This window comes from Candidatus Paceibacterota bacterium, assembly GCA_035530615.1.
In the GTDB taxonomy this organism is placed as follows: domain Bacteria; phylum Actinomycetota; class Actinomycetes; order Nanopelagicales; family Nanopelagicaceae; genus QYPT01.
Map to the genome: position 1 here is coordinate 252,558 of DATKUL010000002.1, position 21,774 is coordinate 274,331.

Here is a 21,774-nt window from a genome sequence, read left to right on the forward strand (position 1 = left end):
TTAGCCCGCCACCCTTTCCATTTCCTCCAGCGAGGAGAATTTTGGTGTCACGACGCAGACGACATCTCCGGTTGTCACCGGTGGGAAACCGCGGATGAGATTTATAACACCAGATATGTTGGCATACAACTCCACAGGATCGACATCCGGGTGATCAAAATCGTGAATCTTCCCGACAATCTCTCCCGCTTGGATATCTGATCTCAAAGGGACACAGTTTTCATAGATTCCAGCCTTGCTTGCAAGCACAAATCCCTTTGGGCTGCGCCCGTCAAGGATTAATGCAGGAGCAAGTCCCAAATCCTCGCGAGTGACAGGCTTGCCTTCGAGTACTCCGAAAGTACGTAGGAAATTTGTAAGCCCTGTCTTGATGTTTTTCACTGTGGCGGGAGTTGTGTAACCACTGCCTCCAAACTCGCCTGTCGAGACTGATATGCCCTGTCGTACCGCCTCACCCGGCAGCAGCGAATAAGGGTTTGTCCCAGGTTGCTCGGCGCCGATCATATGAACCTCGGTATTCCAAGCGAGCATATTTTTGATCATTTCTTTGCGAAGTTCGAGATTGCTTACCCAGACCATGTTTGAGCTTGGGATGAAGTACATGCTTCGACCGCCACTGTGCATATCAAGAACGCCATCGCATATCGGGAAAAGTTCGGTGCTGATGTAGTGGGCCAATTTCTCATTGAGTGCGCCATCTTCTTTCCCAGGGAAAGACCGGTTGAAGTTGTCTCCGTTTGGCCAAAGTCTATTTCCGGCACGCGATGCCTCTTGGGAGAGACAAGGAATGATGATGATTCGCCCGCGAACCTGACTCACGTTAAGCGCGCGCGAAAGAGAAGATGCCGTAATTTGACCCTCGTACTCATCGCCGTGATTGCCACCAAGTACAAGCATCGTCGGTCCCACTCCATTTGCGATCTTAATAATGGGAACTTGGTGAGTTGCCCAACCACTGCTATTGGTCGAGTTGCCGATGAGGAGATAGCCAGCATCTTTTCCTGGCGAATCTAGATCAAATGAACAAGAGACGGTGCCACTCATGCAGGCAGTTTAGATGTGAGTCCTTCAAAACGGAAGGATAACTTTTCTTAATATTTTGGCGCGCGGGAACAACTATTTGTTCCAGCATCGGATTCCAGTACAAGATACTCAAGCAGATGTTGTTTCGTTTCATAGATCAATCAATTCCAGGAAGTAAGATTCCCTCCGTAAGAATTTCATTTTTCTAATTACGCGCCATAGATTTACACAATCGGAAATGTGAATCATTTTGAAGATGAAAGGGTTCAGGTCACTACATATGTTGTCACCAGAAGTTATCCCATTTGAAGGCCAGGCATTGATTGGAATTTCACGACGCGATATCACTCCACCAGTGGGAATATATGGGCGCATGTGGGGGGCATCAAATCACGACAAATCTGAGGGCACCCATAAGCCGCTTTATGTCACCGTGATGTCGATCCAAGCCGATCCTGCTGATTCACCTGCAATTCTCATGACCGTGGACGCAGCGTCACTTGGAGATCTTGACGGTAGGGAAGCGCTCTGGTTGCGCAAAGAAATAATACGTGCTTTAGAGATTGAAGATTCTCATCTGATGCTGGCGTGTTCGCACACACACGCCTCGCCGTGGTTCGCACGCAGCCGATCGCACTTGCCGGGAGGCGATCTCATTGAGAGTTATTTGCAGGAGATGGCCCACACAATGGTTGAGGTGTGCAAGGAAGCCTTAGCAAAACGTGATAGCGCGATCATAACTTTTACTGACGGGAACTGCACCCTTGCTAGCAACCGAGATTTTCCGGATCCTCATGACCCATCACGCTTTCTCACCGGATTTAATCCGGATGTAACAGCCGAAGAAAGAGTATTGGTGGGACGCGTGACTCGCATTCTCGACGGAAAAGTCATTGGAACTATTGTCAATTACGCATGTCATCCAACATCTCTGGGGTGGGATAACAAACTGGTTTCTCCTGATTACGTTGGAGCCATGCGAGAGGTCGTGGAGGCTGAATATGACGGCGCCCCCTGTCTGTTTTTGCAGGGAGCCTCTGGTGATTTGGCGCCAGCTTTTCAGTACGTCGCCGATACCAATGTCGCCGATAGTCATGGCGCTCAATTAGGCTTCGCGGCACTCAGTGCGCTCTTTAGCATGAACTCAGCAGGAAATAAGTTCGCTTTCGACCGTGCAGTTGAATCTGGGGCTCCGCTGGCGTACTGGGAGCCGAAGCCGTACACCGTGTCAGAGGACATCGTGATAACTGCTGATCCGGTGGGGCTTCCCACTAAGAAGTGGCCTAGCGTTGAGGAATTGGATACCGAGTTGAGCAAGACTACTGATTCTTTTGCTCGCGAAAGAATTTTTAGGAAGAAGTCCATCGCAAAATTAGTAAAGGACGGTGGTGAAATTGAACTAAGAATTTATGGATGGCGGGTTGGCAAAATTCTCTTTGTCGGCGTCCAGTGCGAGGTCTATTCCATCTGGCAGCAGAAGATTCGGGAAATGTTCCCTGACTATGCGGTCGTCGCAATCACATGCGTTGATTACGAAGCGATTGGTTACGTGGTGCCGGATCCGTTGCACGATCTCAATCTTTACACCGCTTGGCAACCTCCCTTCGGCAAAGGTGTCATGGACGCACTTTTTGACGCGAGCGTAAGTCAACTACGAAAGACGCTCTCTTGATTGGTAAATGCGGGGCAAGCAGTAAAAAAGGTGGGTATGTTCACCTCGTTTAAGTTCTTCAATTACCGTTTGGTTTTCACTTACAGCACACTTATGAGTATTGCTGGTTGGGCAAACCAAGTAACTATGGATTGGTTGGTTCTTGACCTCACGGGCAGTGCGGCGGCGCTGGGTGGAATGCTGGCATTTCAACTTGGACCGTTTATATTGGTTTCAGTTATTGGCGGCTCAATTGCCGATAGATTCAATAAGCGAAATTTTTTGATGCTGGTTACGGCGCTCGATGCAATCTTTTCATTTGCGCTCTTCGTGCTTTATCACAAAGGCGCACTTACATATTCCTTCCTCTGTTTCACTGCTCTGATACTCGCCACGGTCAACGCCATGGAAGGTCCAGTACGAACTGCAATCTCTCTGGAAGTCGTGAGGGCTGAGAATCTTTCAAATGTGATGAGCCTAAATTCTGTCACTTACAATATAGGTCGGTTGCTTGGGACTTTAATGGCCGGACTTCTTATTACCCATTTCGATAATGGCGCTCCTTGGTTTGCGCTTGGATTAGTTTACTTTCTACTTTTTTGTATTCTTCCATTCCTGCGCATTCATGAAATCGAGATGGAGAATTTTGGAGCATCCAAACCAGGTAAATTGATCGATGCCATCAGGTATCTCCGTACGACTCCGTTGCTCGTGCTCTCGATGGCTATGGCGGCCATTTTTGTAGGACTTGGTATGCAATTCGCCCTCACTTCGTCCTTGATGGTCAAAAACATATTTAAACTCAATGCTTCTTACCTGGGCTATATAGGTGTTGCCGTCTCTCTCGGCTGCATCGTCGGTGCCGCCATTGCTGCTAGGTGGTCGGTACCGGGCCACTCTCCTCGACTGTCAACCATGCTCAACAGTGGAGTGGCCGTCTCGATCTTCTGGATGGTCTCTGCTTTTATGCCTTCGTTCTGGTTGTACGCGTTTTTTGCTGGCATAGCAAGCATTTTTCACCTCACGTTCATGGTGACGTCAAATTCATTAGTTACCTCAAGTTCGCCCGAGGATTTTCGCGGTCGAATTTATGGGATCTATCTCTTTATTTTCTACATTGGGGCTGCTACCGGTGGTCCACTCGTTGGTTGGTTTGCGCAAGCTTCGAGTGTTCGTACAGCCATCTTTTGTGGGGGAGCGCTCACCTTTGTGATAAGTGCATTAATCTACTTACGTACGCGTAAGTTTGAAAGGCAGGCGGCTGCGGATTAAATACACCCCGTAATTGCCGAAGACTGTTCGGAAGGGCTACCATCACGAAGTTTCTAAATCGAAAGATTGAAGTGCAGGGGGCGCAGCATTGAGCAATTCCTCGGATCGCGTAGCAGGCGTGGCGCGTGCGCTCAACCTCATTGAAGTAATCACACTTGGACCCGCGGAAGGTTATTCGCTTACCGAATTATCAAAAACGATCGGAATATCAAAAAGTTCAACATTGGCACTTCTTCGAACCCTTGTTGATGCAGGCTATGCCCGTATGCGCGATCCAGGACCACGTTATTTGCCTGGAATGGCGCTAGTTCGGTTGGGAGATCAATCTCGCGCAACGCAACCGATAGATGAAATTGCACAGGGTTTTATCCATCAATTGGCACTAGAGACAGGAATGACGATCCGTGTCGCGATAAACGATGGAGGGCGTCCCGTCTTCGTCTCCCGCGTGGATGCGCCAGGTTCAATTAGATTTCACACCATGCTTGGCGTACGCGAAGTTCCACACGTCTCCTCCGCCGGTAAGGCGATATTGGCGCAACTCAGTGATGATGAGATCAGCGCGGTGATTGAGGAAACAGGATTGGGTGCTCGCACGCGGCACTCGCATACGACAATGGCATCCTTGATGCGAGATATAAATCAGATTCGCGAACGCAAATATGCCATTGATGATGAAGAGGATGTTGAAGGGGTTTTCTGCATTGGGGCGGCGTTCTTCGATCACGCCGGCAACTGCGTGGGGGCTATAAGTGCTACAGGAATCAAGACCCCCGCGCGTCAGAAGCGCGTAGCCTTCTATGGAGGATTGGTAGTCAAGCAGGCAGAAGCGCTTACTAGAGAACTTCGTGGCAACCCGCTACTTCGTCGATAGTATTTCGGAAATCTTCCTACCAGCGTTCGGCAGAGCCTAACTTTCCTATTGACAACGTTTTTCCTATGGCTTTCACTGAGCCACCACCCCGAGGTGATACTCGCTTTGAGTTTCAACTCGCCACTTTGCATAGTTCTGGAGGGATATAGATGCTTCAGTCACAAACCAGTGTGAAGAAGAAGTTGCTTACTGCTGCTATGGCAGCAGGCATGATTCTTTCTGTCACTTCTACTGTCGGACCTGCTGCGGCAGCGAAGACGACTCTTGTCGTGGGCTCCACGCAAGGACTTCCTCAGCTCAACCCGATTATCCGTACCTTCGCATTCGAAGAGTCACTCTTCCCGCTCCTGTGGTCAGGTCTATCTCAATGGAAGCCAAATGGCACCGTTGGTCCAGACCTTGCATCTTCATGGAAGGCAAATACCAAGGCAACCCAATGGACATTTACCATCCGCAAGGGGGTTAAGTTCTCGGACGGAAGCGCCCTTGACGCTAAGGCCGTAAAGGCCGTATTTGATTACGCAAAGAAACCAACAACAGTCACCCAAGAAGCAAACAAGATCAAGATGATCACGAAGGTAACTGCTAAAGGGCAGAATGTTATTTTTGATCTCAGTTCTCCGAACGCTCTGTTCCCAGAAGCAATTGCATGGATCAAAATGATCAAGGTTAGCCAGGTTGCTAAATTCAATGTTAATCCGGCTACCTCTGGTCCATACAAGGTCAAGTCATTTAGCCCTAACGTTTCACTTGTTATCGTTCGTAACCCCAACTACTACGGTAATGCTGCGAAAATGGCTTCGGTCAAGTTTGTAAAGGCATCTGACCCAACCGCAGCGGTCACTTCACTTCGCTCTGGCGACATCGATGTGTTGTATCAACTTCCACTAGCAGACGCAGCCCCACTCCAGAAGGACAAGAACCTTCAATTGGTTAAGGCCAAGGTTTCAAGCGTTTCTGTCACATGGGAATATGACATGAAGTCAGCTCCATTTAACGACATCCGCGTACGTCAAGCTATTGCTTATGCAACTGATCGCGCAGCGATCTTGAAGTCTGCTTACTACGGCTTCGGTGCAGTTTCTAAATTCAACACGATTGTCCCAGACAAGAGTGCATGGAACTGTGGCACTGCAGGTGGCTTGATTTCCTACAATTACGATCTTGCCAAGGCGAAGCAACTCTTTGCTGATGCAGGTGTCTCATCATTCACGTGGTGGGGAGTTGCGGGAGCGCTACCGGAATTCGATGCAATGGGTCAAGTTCTTCAGGCATCACTCAAATCAATCGGTATCGACATGAAGATTGAGAACAATGAGGTAGGAACTTGGGCAGCCAAATTCTATCCAGCCGGAAAGACCTATCCCGGCCTGTTGCTTCCCAACTACCAGTCAGTTCCTGGCGAACCAGCATTCTCTATGAACTTCCTCTTAACAGGACGTGCAGAAGATAACTGGGAGAGCACGAAGTATGACGCTCTCTACACCAAGGCAATCGGAACGCTTGATGCGGGTAAGCGCAAGGCGGCATGGTGTGCTGCTTTGAAGCTTGAGAACGCCGAACTTCCACTCATCACCCCATTCGTTTTCGACGTACTGCACGCAGCACGCGCGAGCGTTAAGGGTGCCTGGGTTGAGTCCGGTGGACAGATTCACCTGGAAGGCGTTTCAATCAAGTAGCGAAATACCACTTCAGTCGATTTCAAAAAAATCTACTGGAATATTATAAAGAGAGGATGAAGGAGTTATATGGGCAAGTTTTTGATTCGACGTGCAACATCGAGCCTCATTGTTTTGGCGATGAGTGTGGTGATGGTCTTCATGTCGATTCGAATACTCCCTGGCGATCCCGTGCTCGCAAAGCTTGGTGCCGCCACACAAGTAACTCCTGCGGCCCTTAAGGCGCTGCGCGAGGAGGCGGGCCTCAACCGCCCACTCCTCGTGCAGCTGTTCTCTTGGATTAACCATGCATTGCATGGCGACTTAGGTGTCTCTTACTTCTCGCAATTTCCGGTGACTCGACTAGTTGCAGAAAGAATCCCAGTTACACTCGAACTTACCTTCTTCATAATCGTAATCGCGGTGGTTCTTTCTCTAATTTTGGCACCGCTTTCGACATTGAAGCCAGGCTCCATTATTGATCGTGTTATTGGATATTTTACGTCACTTGGCTTGTCGGTTCCCGGCTTTGTCATCGGAATTATTTTCATTTTAATCTTCTCACTTCAACTTCAATGGCTTCCGTCACGAGGGTATGTACCCATGTCAGAAGGTGTTGTAGAAAATTTAAAGTTGATGATTCTCCCCTCTATCACTGGGGGATTAACTGCGACGCCGTACTTGGTGCGCTACTTACGAGCATCCATGTTGGAGATAAAGCAGTCGCCGTTTGTGCGAACTGCAGAGGGTAAAGGGCTCTCAAACGCTCGCATTCTCTTCCGCCATATTCTTCCAAACTCTTTGGTTCCTACTCTGACCATGCTCGGCCTGATTGTTGGGTACACCCTTAGTGGAGTAGTAGTTATCGAATATATGTTTGGACTGCCTGGCATTGGATCGCTGGCCATTGAGAGTTCATTTAAGCGAGATTACGTGGTGATCCAAGGTGTGGCTTTGACAATTATTTCGTTCTTCATCTTGACCACTTTCCTCTTCGATGTTCTCTGCGGAATTGTGGATCCACGACTACGTTTGGCCAAGGAGCAGAAGAGTGAAGTTTAAGAACCGATTCTCCTTCTCCGGATTTCTTATTCTTCTCATTTTGGGGATTTGTCTGGCTGCACCCATTCTTTCTCCTTATGATCCAAATGCGATTGGTGTTGCCGATCCTTTTTCGGGCCCTACGGGGAAGCATTGGTTTGGTGCTGATGACCTAGGCCGCGACCTCCTTTCACGAATTCTCTACGGCGGACGTATCACAATCCTGATCGCCATGATGGCAACGTTCATTGCGCTGATAATCGGCACACTGTGGGGACTGACCGCAGGAGTTCGTCGTGGATGGGTGGACGAATTCTTAATGAGAACTGCCGATGCCACAATGGCAATACCGCAGATTCTCTTTGCTCTTGTGTGTATCTCAGCTGTTGGGGCGAGCGTCATTTCGCTCCCTATAGTTGTTGGTATTTTGCTTTCTCCAACTACGGCAAGAATGGCGAGAAGCGCAGTAGTTACCGAGCTTTCATCAGACTACGTTGTAGCTGCAATCGCGAGTGGGACGAAGCGATCTCGATTGATCGTCTCTGAAGTAATGCCAAATATTGCCCCGCAACTTCTCGTTCAACTAAGTATTAATGCCGCGGCAGCGGTTATGTTGGAAGCAACACTGAGTTTTATCGGTTTAGGTATTCAGCCGCCCAATGCTTCGTGGGGGACGCTCATGCTTCAGGGGTACGCCAAGATCTGGAACACCTATTGGTTCGTATTCTTTCCCGCAATGGCAGTCACAATTACAATTTTGGCCTTTAACGCGTATGGAGAACGGATCAGAGTGACGATGGATTCTAGGCGGTCCTCCATATGAAGAATGCACTGATCGTAAAGAATCTTTCGCTCTCGGTCCCTTCTTCCAAGGGCCGCGTCACGGTCGTAGACGATGTCTCATTTGATATTCCTGCCGGTACTAAAGTTGGTCTTGTAGGTGAGTCAGGCAGCGGAAAATCTCTGACGGCATATTCCTTGATGCGGTTGATAAAGGATCCAGTTCGCGTTGATAAGGGCGAAATCTATCTAGGAGATAAAGAAATTCTTGGAATGAGTATGAAGGAATTTCGCCATATGCGAGGCAATGACATCTCAATGATCTATCAGGACCCGATGTCGGCGCTCAATCCGATCATGCGTATTGGCGCTCAGATCATCGAGAGTATTCGACTTCACTCGGACGTGAATCGCGCACAGGCGCGTAAATTGGCGATCGAACACTTAGCCAGTGTGGGTATCCCAGAGCCAGATCGCAGGATTGATTCGTATCCATTTGAAATGTCAGGTGGAATGCTGCAACGTGTCGTTATTGCTATTGCTCTCAGCGGCGAGCCCAAAGTGCTCATTGCAGATGAAGCGACTACTGCCCTTGATGTAACCACACAAGATCGGGTTCTTACTCTGATTGATAAGTTGGCTGCCGAGCGTGGTTTGTCCGTGCTTCTGATTACTCATGATTTAGGGGTAGCCGCTCAATTTAGTGATGAAATCATGGTCATGTATGCAGGCAAATTAGTGGAGAGAGGGTCAGTAAATCAGATCTTCTCCAACCCCGTGCATCCTTACACAAAGGCACTTCTTGACTCTCGATGTGATTACACAATTGATGTGACCAAGCCAATTAATTCGATCGCTGGTCAACCGCCTCGACCGGATAACCGACCGGAAGGATGTGTATTTTCGCCCCGCTGCGAGCACATTCAACCTCAATGTCGAGAGGGAGTGCCACCTCTTATTTCAGTGCAGGACAGGCTTGCGGCTTGTTTCAGGGCCGACGAATTATTCCACGTTGGAATGGTGCATTAGATGAGCTCGCTTATGACTTCTGTCGCCACGGTTACCAATGTGAGTCGTACCTTTAAAGGAAAGACTGGTGTCGTTCACGCCCTTGATAATGTCTCCTTCGACTTGAATGAGGGTCACACACTCGCATTGGTGGGGGAATCGGGTAGTGGCAAGACGACCGCCGCGCGCATACTTCTAGGACTCGACACTCCAAACTCTGGTTCCATTGAAATCTTGGGCAAGACACTTGGCTCTCTTAAACATGAAGAATTACGACTCCTTCGTCGAGAGATTCAAGTTGTTCAGCAGGATCCTTTCAGCCAACTGAATCGCCGGCACTCGGTTGAACGAATTATTTCTGCCCCACTTATTGCCTTTGGAATTGGCGATAAAGAGTCTAGGAGGGGGCAGGTAATCGAACTTCTACAATCCGTTGGATTGGAGAAGGAGCACTTACGCCGTAGACCTCACGAGCTTTCCGGTGGCCAATGCCAACGTGTTGCCATTGCTCGAGCACTCGCACTGGATCCGAAAGTTGTGGTTCTAGATGAAGCTGTATCTGCGCTAGATGTATCTGTGCGCGCACAGGTACTGAATTTGCTTCGTCGAATTCAAGAAGAGCGTGGATTGACTTATTTGTTTATTACGCATGATCTTGGTGTCGCACACTATATGGCCGATGAGATTGCCGTCATGTTCCGCGGTCGCATTGTCGAACGCGGAAATCGAGATGATGTCTTTAGCAAATCTCGGCACCATTACACGGTCGGTCTACTTTCTTCTGTCCCATTGGCGACTCCTTCGGCGACCAAGCGAAGTCGCGAACAAGTGCAGTCATTGCCAAGTCCCGGTGTGAACGATGCTTGTCTGTACAGATCTCGCTGCTCGGTTGGTCTAGGGCGCGAAGATTGTAAGTCCGTACCATTGCAGATCACTCAAGGTTCAGAGACTCACTCATGGCTCTGCCATTCACCAGTAGAACATCGATAGGGAAGGGGAGTTGCATCATGGCTGATGTAGCAGTCGTCACCGGAGCGGCATCCGGAATAGGACGTGCAATAGCACATCGACTTGCCCAGGACTACACAGTAATTCTTGTTGATTTGAACGAGAAGACGCTTCCGAGAGTTGAACAGGAAATCGCTGAAGCAGGGCATACGACATATTCGGTTCTTGGCGATGTCGGTAAGCGCTCGACCCATGAAGCTGCAAGGAAGATGGCGGAGACCAAAGGTAATCTAATTGCTTGGGTGAACTGCGCGGGTTGGACCCGGGGCGCCCCAATGCACGCATTTCCAAATGATCCCGCGGTCTTGGACGAACTCATTAACGCAAACCAAGTGGGTTCGTTCTGGGGTTGCGCTGAAGCTGTTGCTTCATTTACGACTAGAAAAGTTGCTGGCGCGATAGTGAATATTTCTTCAGTACATGGGCGACGCGCATGGCCAGATCATGCCGTATACGAAATGACAAAAGGTGCGATTGATGCACTAACTCGGAACGTCGCTGTTGCCTATGGCCCATTTGGCATTCGGGCAAATGCGGTCGCTCCCGGTGCAATCATGACGCCGGCTTTAGAACAGAGTTTTGTTGATGCACCTGACCCAGTTGCTCGTCGTCAGTCACTTGAAGTGTTGACGCCTTTGAAGCGGATTGGTCAACCAAGTGAGATTGCCGAGGTGGTTGCATTCTTGCTCTCGTCCCGCGCATCTTATGTATCTGGGCAAAGTATCGCGGTTGAGGGTGGCTGGACTTCTGCGTTAGGCGTTCCTGCGATTGATAGCGAATTGGCGAAGCGCTATAACCTCGATCCTAAAACCGGCTTGCCGAATAGTTAACCGGCGATTGAAGAAAATTTCATGACATTTCAGGGGCCACGAGACCCATTCACCCGACGCGCTAGGGGGCATTATGGCCGTCTGGCTCTCTGGGAGGGTCACGAAATTGTGGAGATGTCATCTCCCGAGATTCATTTGAAAGTAAGTCTTACTCGAGGTGCTGAGATTCTTGAATTGCGTTCAAAGAAATTGGATTTAGACCTTCTTTGGCATGGTCATGAAGACATTGTTCGCTTCCGTCCGGCGGTGCAGTCAATTGACGCGTCCATCGGGAATTTTCTGGATCACTTCAGTGGTGGGTGGCAAGAGGTACTTCCCGTGGCGCAATATCCCGTTTCCTATAAAGGGGCTCCGATCGGCGCTCACGGGGAAGTAGCACTTCTTTCATGGGATTATCGCATTTTAATCGACACTCCAGAATCTATCTCGGTGGAATTCTCGGTCAATCTGCGACGTTTCCCTATGCGACTGATCCGCGTTATGACGCTTATCGGAGGCGAACTTCGTCTTGACGAATCAGCGGAAAATTTGAGCGGCGAATCACTTGAATTCCAATGGGGCCAACACCTTGTACTGGGTGGCCCCTTCATTGATCCAGGTATGGAAATTGTCGTGAATCCAGGGGAAAGAGTTGAAGTGCCGAATTACCCTGGACCCACATATCGATTTAAACCCGAGACAGAATCGAAATGGCCATCCGCGTTTAATAGTGCCGGGGAAGAAGTGGACGTAAGTATCTTTGGTGCAGACGACGGCACTGATGGTCACCTGATTCTCGGACCGATGAAGGACGCATCCGTGCTTTTTAGAAACCCTTTCCTTTCGACCGACATAAAAGTTGGTTGGGACGTAAAGACTTTCCCCTACTGCTGGGTGTGGATGGTACTTGGGGGGATAAAAGAGTGGCCGTTGTGGGGAAAAGAACGACTCATAACTATTGAACCATTTTCATCCCCCGTCATTTCTTTGACTGACGCAATCGCGAATGGCACAGCGCTTCAACTTGGTCCATATGAAAGCAGGCAAACTTGGGTTTCCTTCACACTACAAACAAGTCCATCGCAATGAGAGATAGGTAGACGAGATGAGCTCCTTCAAAGAGGTACACGGTGTACTTCCTGTTCTTCAAACCCCATTTAACGCGCAGGACGAAATTGATAAGAAGACGCTGCAGCGTGAAGTAAAATGGGTACTTGAGCAAGGTGCTGATGGAGTCACCACGGGAATGGTGACTGAAATTCTTCGCCTTTCACCGAATGAGAGAATGTCTCTCCACGAAATGGTCAGCGAAGTAACGAACGCACATCACGCCTTAACAGTTCTAAGTGCGGGAAGCGAGTCTCTGAAGCAATCCATTCACTACTCAAAACACGCGGAAACTTGCAATGCCGATGCCGTCATGGTCAATCCGCCTTTGACTACCTTATTAGGCGATGAGGACCTTTATGCATATTACGGATCCATTCTTGATGCGACAGAAATTCCGATGATCGTCCAGGATGCCTCGGGCTATATCGGCCGACCTCTCTCTCTTGAATTACAAGTAAAACTCCTAGAAGACTACGGAACTCGGGTTTATTTCAAGCCAGAAGCCGTGCCAATCGGGCCACGACTTACGGTCTTTATGGAAGCGACACAGGGACGAGCTCGAGTCTTCGAGGGTTCTGGCGGAGGAGCGTTGATTGATACCTTCCCGCGGGGATTAGTCGGGACCATGCCTGGTGCAGATCTAACGTGGGCACTTGTCGCTCTATGGAAAGCCCTCAAGGAGGGGGATTGGAATCAAATCGACCTTATTAGCGGTCCGTTAGCAAATCTCATCAGCCTTGAGCATTCACTGGATGCATATCTGGCCATTGAAAAGTATCTCCTGGTAAAACAAGGGATCTTCACAAGTGCACAAGTTCGTGAGCCTGTTGGATATCGGATGGACGATCAAACGACGGCAAATGTTGACCGGCTCTTTGCGGTTTTGCGGTCACGCGTTTTCTCGAACGCTTGACCGACCCTTCAAATTCTAGATTATTCCGTTCTTAGTGGCATACGCGGCTGCTTCGATGCGATCCGAGACTCCGAGAGCTTCAAAAATTCGCATGGTCTCATGTCGAATTGTGCTCACGCTGTAGCCCAACTCTTTCGCGATCATGTTGTTGGTTTTCTTCCGGGTGATACCGGTAAGCACCTCGTGCTGCCGAGGAGTCAATTCTGAATGCCCGTTCTGATGTGCACGCGAGGACGGCCCACTTTCAAGGCCATCAAGAAAGCGCAGTGCGATATAGAGAGAAATTGCTGCCGAAATATTTTCAATATCTGCATCAATCGCCACGGTATCGTCGACTGGTTTTGAGAAGCGAATAGTGATAAATCCGATGAGTAGATTCTGAGCATAAAGATTGATGACTGCCAACTGATTCATGTCTGACCACGTGGCCGATTTCTTCAATGGTGGTTGATCGGCGAGTCGATCCGCTTTATGCATCGTGCGCCATTCATGCCCAGGTGAGGACTTTCCAACGAGCGACTCATTTCCCCCAAATTCGGCCAAGCACGTTAAGACATCGCCTTTATCGAGATGCCAAATGGTTGATTGAGTTGCTTGATAGGTAGAGAAATAGTCGAGAACTAGTGCCCGAGCAACGGTTTCAAGGTTGGGCGTAAAAGAGAGCCACGACAACATACGCAACACGCCTTCTTGCCGTTGCATGTACCGTCCGATCGTGAGAATCGATGAGAAGAAGCCCCGTCAAGGTATCCCTCTTTCCCAGAAAGCTTCCACATATACGGGCAAGTGACTGGTCATTTGTCACATTTTTGCATCATTTCAGAGAAGATTTCCCGGTTTTCTGAGATCACACCCAATCTGGGCGAAGTATCGGCGCCAATTAAACGCTATAGGAGCACTATATAAAATGGAATAAAAGTGCGGATGTGAGAGCTGATGAAATGACGACAATCGGAAATGGCGCGCGCAACAGGAGTGCAATTACGGCCACCCCTACTCCGGCAGAACGATGATCGATCAGTAGCCGATATTCCTCGGTGAATGTCTGAATTGCAACCAGGGCGCTCAAGAGTGCTACTGGAATGAGGAGATTGACCCTTTGAACCGTGGGATGAGCCAAATATTTCTCAGGAACGGAATGTCCCAGATATTTAAGTATCAAGGCGATGGCGCTCGTGCCCAGCACCCCCCACCATGTCGCGCTCATTTTTGGGTCAATCCAAAGGCGAGGGCGAGAAAGGCGGTGGCAATGATGGGAAGACCAGCCGGTAGCAATGGTGTTAGGGAAATGGCGAGCGCTATCGCGCAAAGCGCAAGGAGGCGGGTTCTGTGGGAGTCGAGTCGTGGCCAGACCAACCCCAAGAACGCGGCCGGGACGGCTGCATCCAACCCCCAAGCTGCTGGATTCCCCATGGCTTGTGCTCCTAGTGCTCCGGCCAGGGTGAAGAGATTCCAAAAGAGAAACACGCCCCAACCGGTGGCCCAGAATCCCAAGCGCATCGCATCTTCTCCGCGTGATTCCTGCATCAGTGCGACGCCCGTCGACTCATCTATGGTGACGTGGGCGGCAAGCAGACGTTTTATACCTATTACTTTGAGGATCGGAGCCATTCGAGCTCCGTACAGTCCGTTTCGAAAGCCAAGGAGAGAGGCGGTCGCAATCCCGCTCAGAGCACTTCCGCCCGAACCGATGACTCCGATGACTGCAAATTGAGAAGCGCCAGAGAATGTAAGCAGGGAGAGGAGGCAACTTTGCAGAACCGAAAATCCAGCCGCCACACTGGCCGCGCCGAAGGCTATGCCATACATGCCTACGGTTAGGGAAACACTGAAAGAATCGCGGAGCGTGGATTTGGTAGTGGCAGACACGACTGGCATTCTGCCGTATCAATCCGATGTTGTGTACCAAAGGCTGGATAGGGTCGCAACATGTCCGAAGACCCTGCGAACCCGATCGAATCACACACGCCTACCTTCAGAAGTGACATGTCTGTGGAGTTGGTGAAGTCAAGTGCCAGCGATGCCGATGTCATTTGGGCGGCGCGAGTTTCTACCGCCGGCGAACAATCGCTAGAGGAGGTAAGTAAGGATCCTTCTCGCTCGGCAGGTTTGATCAACTACCTCGCCCGCGAGCGACACGGCTCGCCTTTTGAGCACACCTCTATGACCTTTTTTATATCTGCTCCAATTTTCGTTTTTCGTGAATTTATGCGCCATCGTATTGCTTCCTACAATGAGGAGAGTGGGCGTTACCGCGAACTTCGCCCTGTTTTCTACGTGCCAGCTCCAGAAAGAAAACTCATCCAGATAGGCAAAACGGGCTCATACTCTTTTGTTGATGGGACGGCCGAGCAATACAAAATAACGCTAGAGGCAATGAAAGAAAGCTACGTTTACTCGTATGAGCGATACCAGAGAATGTTGGAGGCCGGTGTCGCACGTGAAGTGGCTCGCGCGGTTCTCCCGGTTGGCCTTTACTCCTCGATGTATGTCACCATGAATGCAAGGGCCTTGATGAATTTCTTGTCACTGCGCACTTCTAGAGAAGGTTCTCACTTTCCGAGCTATCCGCAGCGAGAAATCGAGATGGTAGCGGAGAAAATGGAAGATATTTTTGCCGAACTAATGCCTCTAACTCACGGAGCATTTGAAAAATCGGGCCGCATCGCTCCTTAACTAGCCGCTTTCTTGGATCTTTCATTTGAATCCAAAAATTGTAGGGGAGCGACCTCTAACCCGTAGTAGCCTAAGCACATGACAATCTTGGCGCCATTTGGGCGACTGGCAACGGCCATGGTGACCCCCTTCAAGAAGGATTTGTCGATCGATTGGGATGGCGTCTCGACGCTGGCCACTCATTTAGCAGCCACCGGCCACGATGCCATTGTTGTCAACGGGACAACCGGAGAAGCCCCTACTACCAGCGACGATGAGAAAGACCAGATCATCCGAGTTGTGCTTGAAGCGGTTGGTTCGAAGGTAAAGGTGATTGCCGGTGCGGGCAATAACGAGACAACACACTCGGTTGAGCAGGCATTACGGGCACAGCAGGCTGGGGCGCACGCGCTGTTGGTTGTCACCCCTTATTACAACAAGCCCCCGCAAGCGGGCATCGAAGCGCATTTTCGGGCAATTGCAGATTCGACTGACTTGCCCGTCATGCTCTACGACATTCCAGGACGGACCGGAATGGCGATCGAATCGGACACCATCGTGCGCCTTGCCGAACATCCAAAGATCGTCGCTCTTAAAGATGCAAAGGGTGATGTTGCATCTACGTCGTGGGTTATCAAAAGAAGTGGAATTCCCGTCTATTCTGGCGATGATATTTTGAACCTTCCACTTCTTTCCGTCGGAGCCGTGGGGTTCGTATCTGTTTGCGGACACACGGTCGGAGCGCAACTCCGAGAAATGCTCGATGCCTGGTTTGCCGGCAATTCTGCACGCGCTCTGGAGATTCACCAGAAGATTTTGCCAGTCTTCACCGGAACATTTCGAACCCAAGGCGCCATCTTGACCAAGGCAGCGTTAAATTTGATGGGGATGCCCGGCGGTCACACTCGGCTGCCACTAGTAGATGCCACGCCTGCGCAGATTTCACAGTTGCGTGATGATCTTCTCGCGGGCGGAGTAACTCTTACTCAATGACACATCCTCATCCCGGCTTAGGCCTTCCCGCCACATTGGCGGCAGGTGGATTGCGCATTGTGGCTCTCGGCGGACTCGGTGAAATTGGCCGGAACATGACTGTTTTTGAAACCGCTGGCAAGTTGCTCATAGTTGACGTCGGCGTGTTGTTCCCAGAGGAAACGCAACCAGGAATTGATTTGATCCTTCCTGACTTTTCGTATATCCGCGATCGACTCAGCGACGTCATCGGCATAGTTCTCACGCACGGACATGAGGACCACATTGGCGCAGTCCCATATCTATTGCGTGAACGCGCTGACATCGCTATTTATGGCTCGGCGCTGACGCTAGCTTTTGTGAGTGCTAAATTGAAAGAGCACCGGATTACGCCGTTAACGCGCGAAGTTTCGGCGGGCATGAGTGAAGATATCGGGCCGTTCACGGTTGAGTTTGTTGCAGTTAATCACTCGATTCCAGATGCGCTCGCAGTTGCCATTCACACGCCTGCCGGATCTGTTCTCCACACCGGTGATTTTAAGATGGACCAACTCCCACTTGATGGACGTATTACCGATCTTCGAGCTTTTGCCGCTCTAGGCGAGAGGGGAGTGGATCTCTTTCTCGTTGACTCAACAAATGCAGATGTTCCTGGGTTTACACCCTCCGAAAGAGAGATTATGCCCGCTCTAGATCGGGTATTTAGGGCTACCAGGCGGAGAGTAATCGTTGCTTCGTTTGCATCTCACGTGCATCGCGTTCAGCAGATTATTGATACCGCGCTTGCTCACGAGCGAAAGGTGGCGTTCGTCGGCAGATCTATGGTGCGTAATATGAAGATATCTAAAGATATGGGATACCTGACGATCCCAGATAATTTAGTTATCGATGCTAGAGATATTGATAGTTATGGCGATAATGTTGTGCTTATTTGTACTGGTTCTCAAGGCGAACCATTGGCAGCACTGTCGCGGATGGCAAACGGGGATCACTCAATTCGCGTTGGCGAGGGCGACACAGTTGTTCTTGCATCATCTCTCATTCCGGGCAATGAGAATCCCGTTTATCGGGTAATAAACGAACTCACGCGCTTTGGTGCAAAAGTCGTACATAAAGGTAATGCTCTTGTCCACGTATCGGGACATGCTGCTGCTGGCGAACTTCTTTATTGCTACAACGTAGTCAAACCCAAATACGTTATGCCAGTTCATGGCGAGTGGCGACATCTCACCGCCAATGCTGAATTGGCGATTCAATCTGGCGTGCCACGTGATAACACAATCATTGTTGAAAATGGCATAGTCGTTGACCTTATTGACCACGAAGTATCAATTGCTGGAAGCGTACCGGTCGGGTTTGTATACGTAGATGGCCAGAGTATTGGTGACATTACAGAATCGTCGCTTAAAGATCGACGGATACTAGGGGAGGAAGGATTCATTTCTGTAGTCGTAGTAGTTGACTCCCAGAGCGGAAAAATTGTGGCAGGTCCAGATATTCACGCACGCGGATTTGCCGAAGATCAAGCGTTGCTAAACGAAGTGAAATTACGAATTGAAAAGGCTCTGGCTCTGGCAGTGGCAGATGGCATTAACGGAACCCATCAACTTTCGCAAGTTGTGCGAAAAACAGTTGGTGCTTGGGTTGGCGGCGAACATCGCCGCCGTCCCATGATTCTTCCGTTGGTTATTGAGGTATAGCGCTCAATTACGGCGCGCCTAAGAGCATTGATTTTCTTTAGGAAATACGCTCATGCCTGTGGCGGCAAAGAAAAAAAACGTTAAAAAGAATTCGAGCAAGGGCTCAACCATCGGGCGGGGACTTGCTGGTTTTTGGCGTCTCCTCGCTAAGAGTGTTGGAAGTGCGGTGCGATATCTCGCACGTGGCGCCCGTGATTTGGATCCAGTCCATCAGAGAGATGGTGTTGCATTTCTCTTTCTGATTTTCGCACTGATTGCGGCGACCGGTACTTGGTTTCATTCGGACAATCTTGTAGGTCGCGCTCTTTTCTCGTTTTTTTATGGGGCGCTTGGACGGATTGGATTTTTCGCTCCCTTTGTACTTACTTACTTTGCTCTTCGACTCTTCCGCGTTCCTGAAGAGAAGGCGGCTACCGGACGGATTATTGTTGGGACTTTCGCACTCCTTCTAAGTACTACCGGCATCGCCCACATGATAAACGGGTCGACTGGCACAAGCGCAGCGGCTCTCCACGGTGGGGGAGGCTGGATCGGCTACGGCGTTTCTCGTCCGCTAATTCTCCTAGTCACTTCACTTCTCGCGTATCCCATTTTGGCCTGTCTTTTCATTTTTGGTGTTCTAGTTATCACCGCAACACCTGTATCTCAACTTTCGAGCAAGACTAAGTCTTCCCTTGTATGGGTCATTTCTAAATTGAATGGCAGGGTAAGAAAGGCAGTAGACGATTTCGAAATATCTGAATCGCCGCCATTTGAGACTCCCTTGGTCGCCGATTGGAAGCATCAAATTCCTGAGGAGATTGAGGATGAACTCGATGAAGAGAGTTTCGATGAAGAGTTCACTGTCCCTTTGCCGGCAGAAGTTGCGCATGTGCAGGAGCAAGAGCCTGTCAATGGGAAGCGGCCTGTTCAACTTCTCCTGACCAATGATGCTAAGTACGAATTGCCTTCTCCGGACGCACTTCGCGCTGGACCGCCTGCTAAAGCAAAGAGTAAGGCGAACGATGCGGTTGTAGCTGCACTTACTGAAGTGTTTTTTCAATTTGAGATCGATGCCACGGTTACTGGATTTATGCGAGGACCAACTGTTACTCGCTATGAGGTAGAGCTTGGAAACGCAGTTAAAGTCGAGCGAATTACCGCGCTGGCAAAGAACATTTCGTATGCTATAGCCAGCAGCGAGGTGCGAATTCTTTCGCCTATTCCGGGCAAATCTGCAGTTGGAATCGAAATTCCAAATTCCGATCGGGAGATTGTTTCTTTAGGTGATGTTCTGAGATCCCCAGTAGCGGGACAGGATCATCACCCAATGCTAGTCGCACTTGGCAAAGACGTTGAGGGCAATTTTGTTTGTGCAAATTTAGCAAAGATGCCTCATCTTTTGGTGGCTGGCGCTACTGGCGCTGGGAAGTCTTCAATGATCAATGCCATGATCGTTTCGATTCTGATGCGCTCGACGCCAGATGATGTGCGCTTGATTCTGATTGATCCTAAACGAGTCGAACTAACTGCCTATGATGGAATTCCACACTTGATTACTCCAATCATTACTCACCCGAAGAAAGCGGCCGACGCATTGCAGTGGGTAGTTCGCGAAATGGATTTAAGGTACGAAGATCTATCGACTTTCGGGTATCGCCATATTGATGATTTCAATAAGGCTGTTCGAGCGGGAAAGGCTGTCGCCCCACCGGGAAGTGACCGAGTGCTGGAACCATATCCATACTTGCTGATTGTGATTGACGAACTTGCAGATCTTATGATGATTGCAGCTAAAGAGGTCGAAGAGTGCGTTGTCCGTATTACTCAACTGGCTCGTTCAGCGGGAATTCATTTGGTTCTCGCAACGCAACGTCCCAGCGTCGATGTGGTGACAGGCCTCATCAAGGCAAATGTTCCTTCGAGACTTTCGTTTGCAACGAGCAGTTTGGCTGATAGTCGAGTTATTTTGGATAGCGCTGGAGCGGAAAAACTTATTGGTCAGGGTGATGCGCTTTTCATTCCTATGGGTGCGAGTCGCGCGGTCCGCATTCAAGGTGCTTATGTTTCCGAACGAGAGATCGAAGTGGTTGTGAATCATGTTAAGAGTCAACTCACTCCACGTTACCGCAGCGATGTGACTGCGTCTCAGGTTAGGCATGTTGTAAACGAAACTGAAATTGGAGATGATCTTGAGTTGCTTCTTCAAGCGGTTCACTTGGTCGTAACGACCCAATTTGGTTCCACGTCAATGCTCCAACGTAAACTGAGAGTTGGATTTGCAAAGGCGGGCCGACTGATGGACCTCATGGAATCCCGTGGCATCGTGGGCCCATCGGAGGGCTCAAAGGCACGGGTAGTCCTGGTTAAAGTCGAAGATCTGGATGATGTGCTGGGGACCCTGCAGGATTATTGAGCGTGCGCAATGGGTTGCTAATAATAAGACTATGAGGATTGGACCGTGCGCGTTACGCTTACCTCTTGGATCCCCTCCAACAGACGGATAAAGGTTTTATGTCATTAGGTTCGATCTTAAAGGAAGCGCGTAGAAGTGCCGGGGTGAGCATTGACTCACTCGCCGAACGCACGAGTATCCGTGCGACTTTGTTGCGAGATTTCGAATCGGATGATTTCTCCAAGTGCGGTGGGAATACCTACGCACGTGGGCACGTGCGGAACCTTGCACATGCACTCGGAGTAGAACCCGCAGTCTTTCTTGAAAGATTTGACGTAGAGCAATCAACGGTAATTCGACCAATGCATGAACTATTGGCGGAGAGCAGTGTGACTCCACCACGGCAACAAAAATCTCGCGTTTCTCTCAAGGCACTTTCGATGGTTTCAGCAAGTGCTGTGGTTCTTGTCGTTGGAGGTCAGGTCGTCTATACCAATGTCCAACCTGCGCGAGGAAATGCAACCAATACCGTGATCGCTGCTACTACGCCGACACCAACTTTATCTCCATCGACTTCAACCGTACCAACAGTTCCTGCAGATTCTCCTTCTGGTACGCCAACGGCCGTTGCCCCTCCAGTTCCCACATTGGGGTCGGGCGATATCGCAGTCCAAGTGAGCGCTAGCCGGGGATCTTCCTGGTTATCTGTCACCGATCAGTTTGGTCAGAGAATTTATGTGGGTCGGTTGGATCAAGGGACTGTAAGCACCTTTGCGGGTAATGGCGTGGTCAATATCCGATTCGGAAATGCCGGGGCAGTTGACGTCCTTGTGAATGGAACGAGTGTTCCAACCCCGGGTGCGATCGGCGAAGTGATCGATCGAAGTTACGGATCGAATTCTTCCAATTAACTCTGTATCATCGCT

At 49.8% G+C, this 21,774-nt stretch carries 20 protein-coding genes; 16 read left to right on the plus strand and 4 right to left on the minus strand.

What is annotated here, in order from left to right:
• Positions 1-1,044 carry a succinylglutamate desuccinylase/aspartoacylase family protein gene (locus VMW30_04265; protein ID HUW87573.1) on the minus strand — a complete coding sequence of 348 codons (1,044 nt, stop codon included), beginning with the start codon at positions 1,042-1,044 and terminating at the stop codon, positions 1-3.
• 259 nt (positions 1,045-1,303) lie between these two features.
• Here VMW30_04265 and VMW30_04270 point away from each other — a divergent pair, with 259 nt between their 5' ends.
• From VMW30_04270 to VMW30_04320, 11 genes are all read left to right on the plus strand, one after another.
• Positions 1,304-2,695: a neutral/alkaline non-lysosomal ceramidase N-terminal domain-containing protein gene (locus VMW30_04270; GenBank protein HUW87574.1), complete on the plus strand. Its 1,392-nt coding sequence runs from the start codon at positions 1,304-1,306 to the stop codon at positions 2,693-2,695.
• 36 nt (positions 2,696-2,731) lie between these two features.
• Positions 2,732-3,946, plus strand: a complete 1,215-nt coding sequence (locus tag VMW30_04275) for an MFS transporter (GenBank protein HUW87575.1) — start codon at positions 2,732-2,734, stop codon at positions 3,944-3,946.
• Positions 3,947-4,034: 88 nt separating this feature from the next.
• Positions 4,035-4,820: an IclR family transcriptional regulator gene (locus VMW30_04280; protein ID HUW87576.1), complete on the plus strand. Its 786-nt coding sequence runs from the start codon at positions 4,035-4,037 to the stop codon at positions 4,818-4,820.
• Between the two features lie 149 nt (positions 4,821-4,969).
• Positions 4,970-6,499: an ABC transporter substrate-binding protein gene (locus VMW30_04285; protein ID HUW87577.1), complete on the plus strand. Its 1,530-nt coding sequence runs from the start codon at positions 4,970-4,972 to the stop codon at positions 6,497-6,499.
• A gap of 69 nt (positions 6,500-6,568) precedes the next feature.
• Positions 6,569-7,540, plus strand: a complete 972-nt coding sequence (locus VMW30_04290) for an ABC transporter permease (GenBank protein ID HUW87578.1) — start codon at positions 6,569-6,571, stop codon at positions 7,538-7,540.
• Positions 7,530-8,342: an ABC transporter permease gene (locus tag VMW30_04295; GenBank protein ID HUW87579.1), complete on the plus strand. Its 813-nt coding sequence runs from the start codon at positions 7,530-7,532 to the stop codon at positions 8,340-8,342. The genes VMW30_04290 and VMW30_04295 overlap by 11 nt, the downstream gene beginning before the upstream one ends.
• On the plus strand, positions 8,339-9,328 hold the full coding sequence (locus VMW30_04300; protein ID HUW87580.1) for an ABC transporter ATP-binding protein: 990 nt from the start codon (positions 8,339-8,341) through the stop codon (positions 9,326-9,328). The genes VMW30_04295 and VMW30_04300 overlap by 4 nt, the downstream gene beginning before the upstream one ends.
• On the plus strand, positions 9,329-10,297 hold the full coding sequence (locus VMW30_04305; GenBank protein ID HUW87581.1) for an oligopeptide/dipeptide ABC transporter ATP-binding protein: 969 nt from the start codon (positions 9,329-9,331) through the stop codon (positions 10,295-10,297). It begins immediately after the preceding gene.
• A 17-nt stretch (positions 10,298-10,314) separates the two neighbouring features.
• Positions 10,315-11,145 carry an SDR family oxidoreductase gene (locus VMW30_04310; GenBank protein ID HUW87582.1) on the plus strand — a complete coding sequence of 277 codons (831 nt, stop codon included), beginning with the start codon at positions 10,315-10,317 and terminating at the stop codon, positions 11,143-11,145.
• 21 nt (positions 11,146-11,166) lie between these two features.
• Positions 11,167-12,213 carry a DUF4432 family protein gene (locus tag VMW30_04315; GenBank protein ID HUW87583.1) on the plus strand — a complete coding sequence of 349 codons (1,047 nt, stop codon included), beginning with the start codon at positions 11,167-11,169 and terminating at the stop codon, positions 12,211-12,213.
• 16 nt (positions 12,214-12,229) lie between these two features.
• Positions 12,230-13,147 carry a dihydrodipicolinate synthase family protein gene (locus VMW30_04320; GenBank protein ID HUW87584.1) on the plus strand — a complete coding sequence of 306 codons (918 nt, stop codon included), beginning with the start codon at positions 12,230-12,232 and terminating at the stop codon, positions 13,145-13,147.
• Positions 13,148-13,162: 15 nt separating this feature from the next.
• Here the strand turns inward: VMW30_04320 and VMW30_04325 are convergent, their stop codons facing one another.
• From VMW30_04325 to VMW30_04335, 3 genes are all read right to left on the minus strand, one after another.
• On the minus strand, positions 13,163-13,822 hold the full coding sequence (locus VMW30_04325; protein HUW87585.1) for a LuxR C-terminal-related transcriptional regulator: 660 nt from the start codon (positions 13,820-13,822) through the stop codon (positions 13,163-13,165).
• Between the two features lie 223 nt (positions 13,823-14,045).
• Complete coding sequence (locus tag VMW30_04330) at positions 14,046-14,354, minus strand: AzlD domain-containing protein (protein ID HUW87586.1); 309 nt, start codon at positions 14,352-14,354, stop codon at positions 14,046-14,048.
• A complete protein-coding gene (locus tag VMW30_04335; GenBank protein HUW87587.1) occupies positions 14,351-15,016 on the minus strand; it encodes an AzlC family ABC transporter permease in 666 nt (221 codons plus the stop codon). Before VMW30_04335 ends, VMW30_04330 begins: the two co-directional genes overlap by 4 nt.
• Before the next feature lie 60 nt (positions 15,017-15,076).
• Here VMW30_04335 and thyX point away from each other — a divergent pair, with 60 nt between their 5' ends.
• The 5 genes from thyX (at position 15,077) to VMW30_04360 (ending at position 21,759) form a co-directional block, all read left to right on the plus strand.
• Positions 15,077-15,823, plus strand: coding sequence for an FAD-dependent thymidylate synthase (thyX, locus tag VMW30_04340; protein ID HUW87588.1), 747 nt, complete (start codon positions 15,077-15,079; stop codon positions 15,821-15,823).
• 78 nt (positions 15,824-15,901) lie between these two features.
• Positions 15,902-16,795 carry a 4-hydroxy-tetrahydrodipicolinate synthase gene (dapA, locus tag VMW30_04345; protein HUW87589.1) on the plus strand — a complete coding sequence of 298 codons (894 nt, stop codon included), beginning with the start codon at positions 15,902-15,904 and terminating at the stop codon, positions 16,793-16,795.
• The gene (locus VMW30_04350; GenBank protein ID HUW87590.1) at positions 16,792-18,474 is read left to right on the plus strand and encodes a ribonuclease J; all 1,683 of its coding nucleotides are present in this window, start codon (positions 16,792-16,794) and stop codon (positions 18,472-18,474) included. Before dapA ends, VMW30_04350 begins: the two co-directional genes overlap by 4 nt.
• 58 nt (positions 18,475-18,532) lie before the next feature.
• The gene (locus VMW30_04355; GenBank protein ID HUW87591.1) at positions 18,533-20,869 is read left to right on the plus strand and encodes a DNA translocase FtsK; all 2,337 of its coding nucleotides are present in this window, start codon (positions 18,533-18,535) and stop codon (positions 20,867-20,869) included.
• A 65-nt stretch (positions 20,870-20,934) separates the two neighbouring features.
• On the plus strand, positions 20,935-21,759 hold the full coding sequence (locus VMW30_04360; protein HUW87592.1) for a RodZ domain-containing protein: 825 nt from the start codon (positions 20,935-20,937) through the stop codon (positions 21,757-21,759).
• The last annotated feature ends 15 nt before the right edge of the window (positions 21,760-21,774 follow it).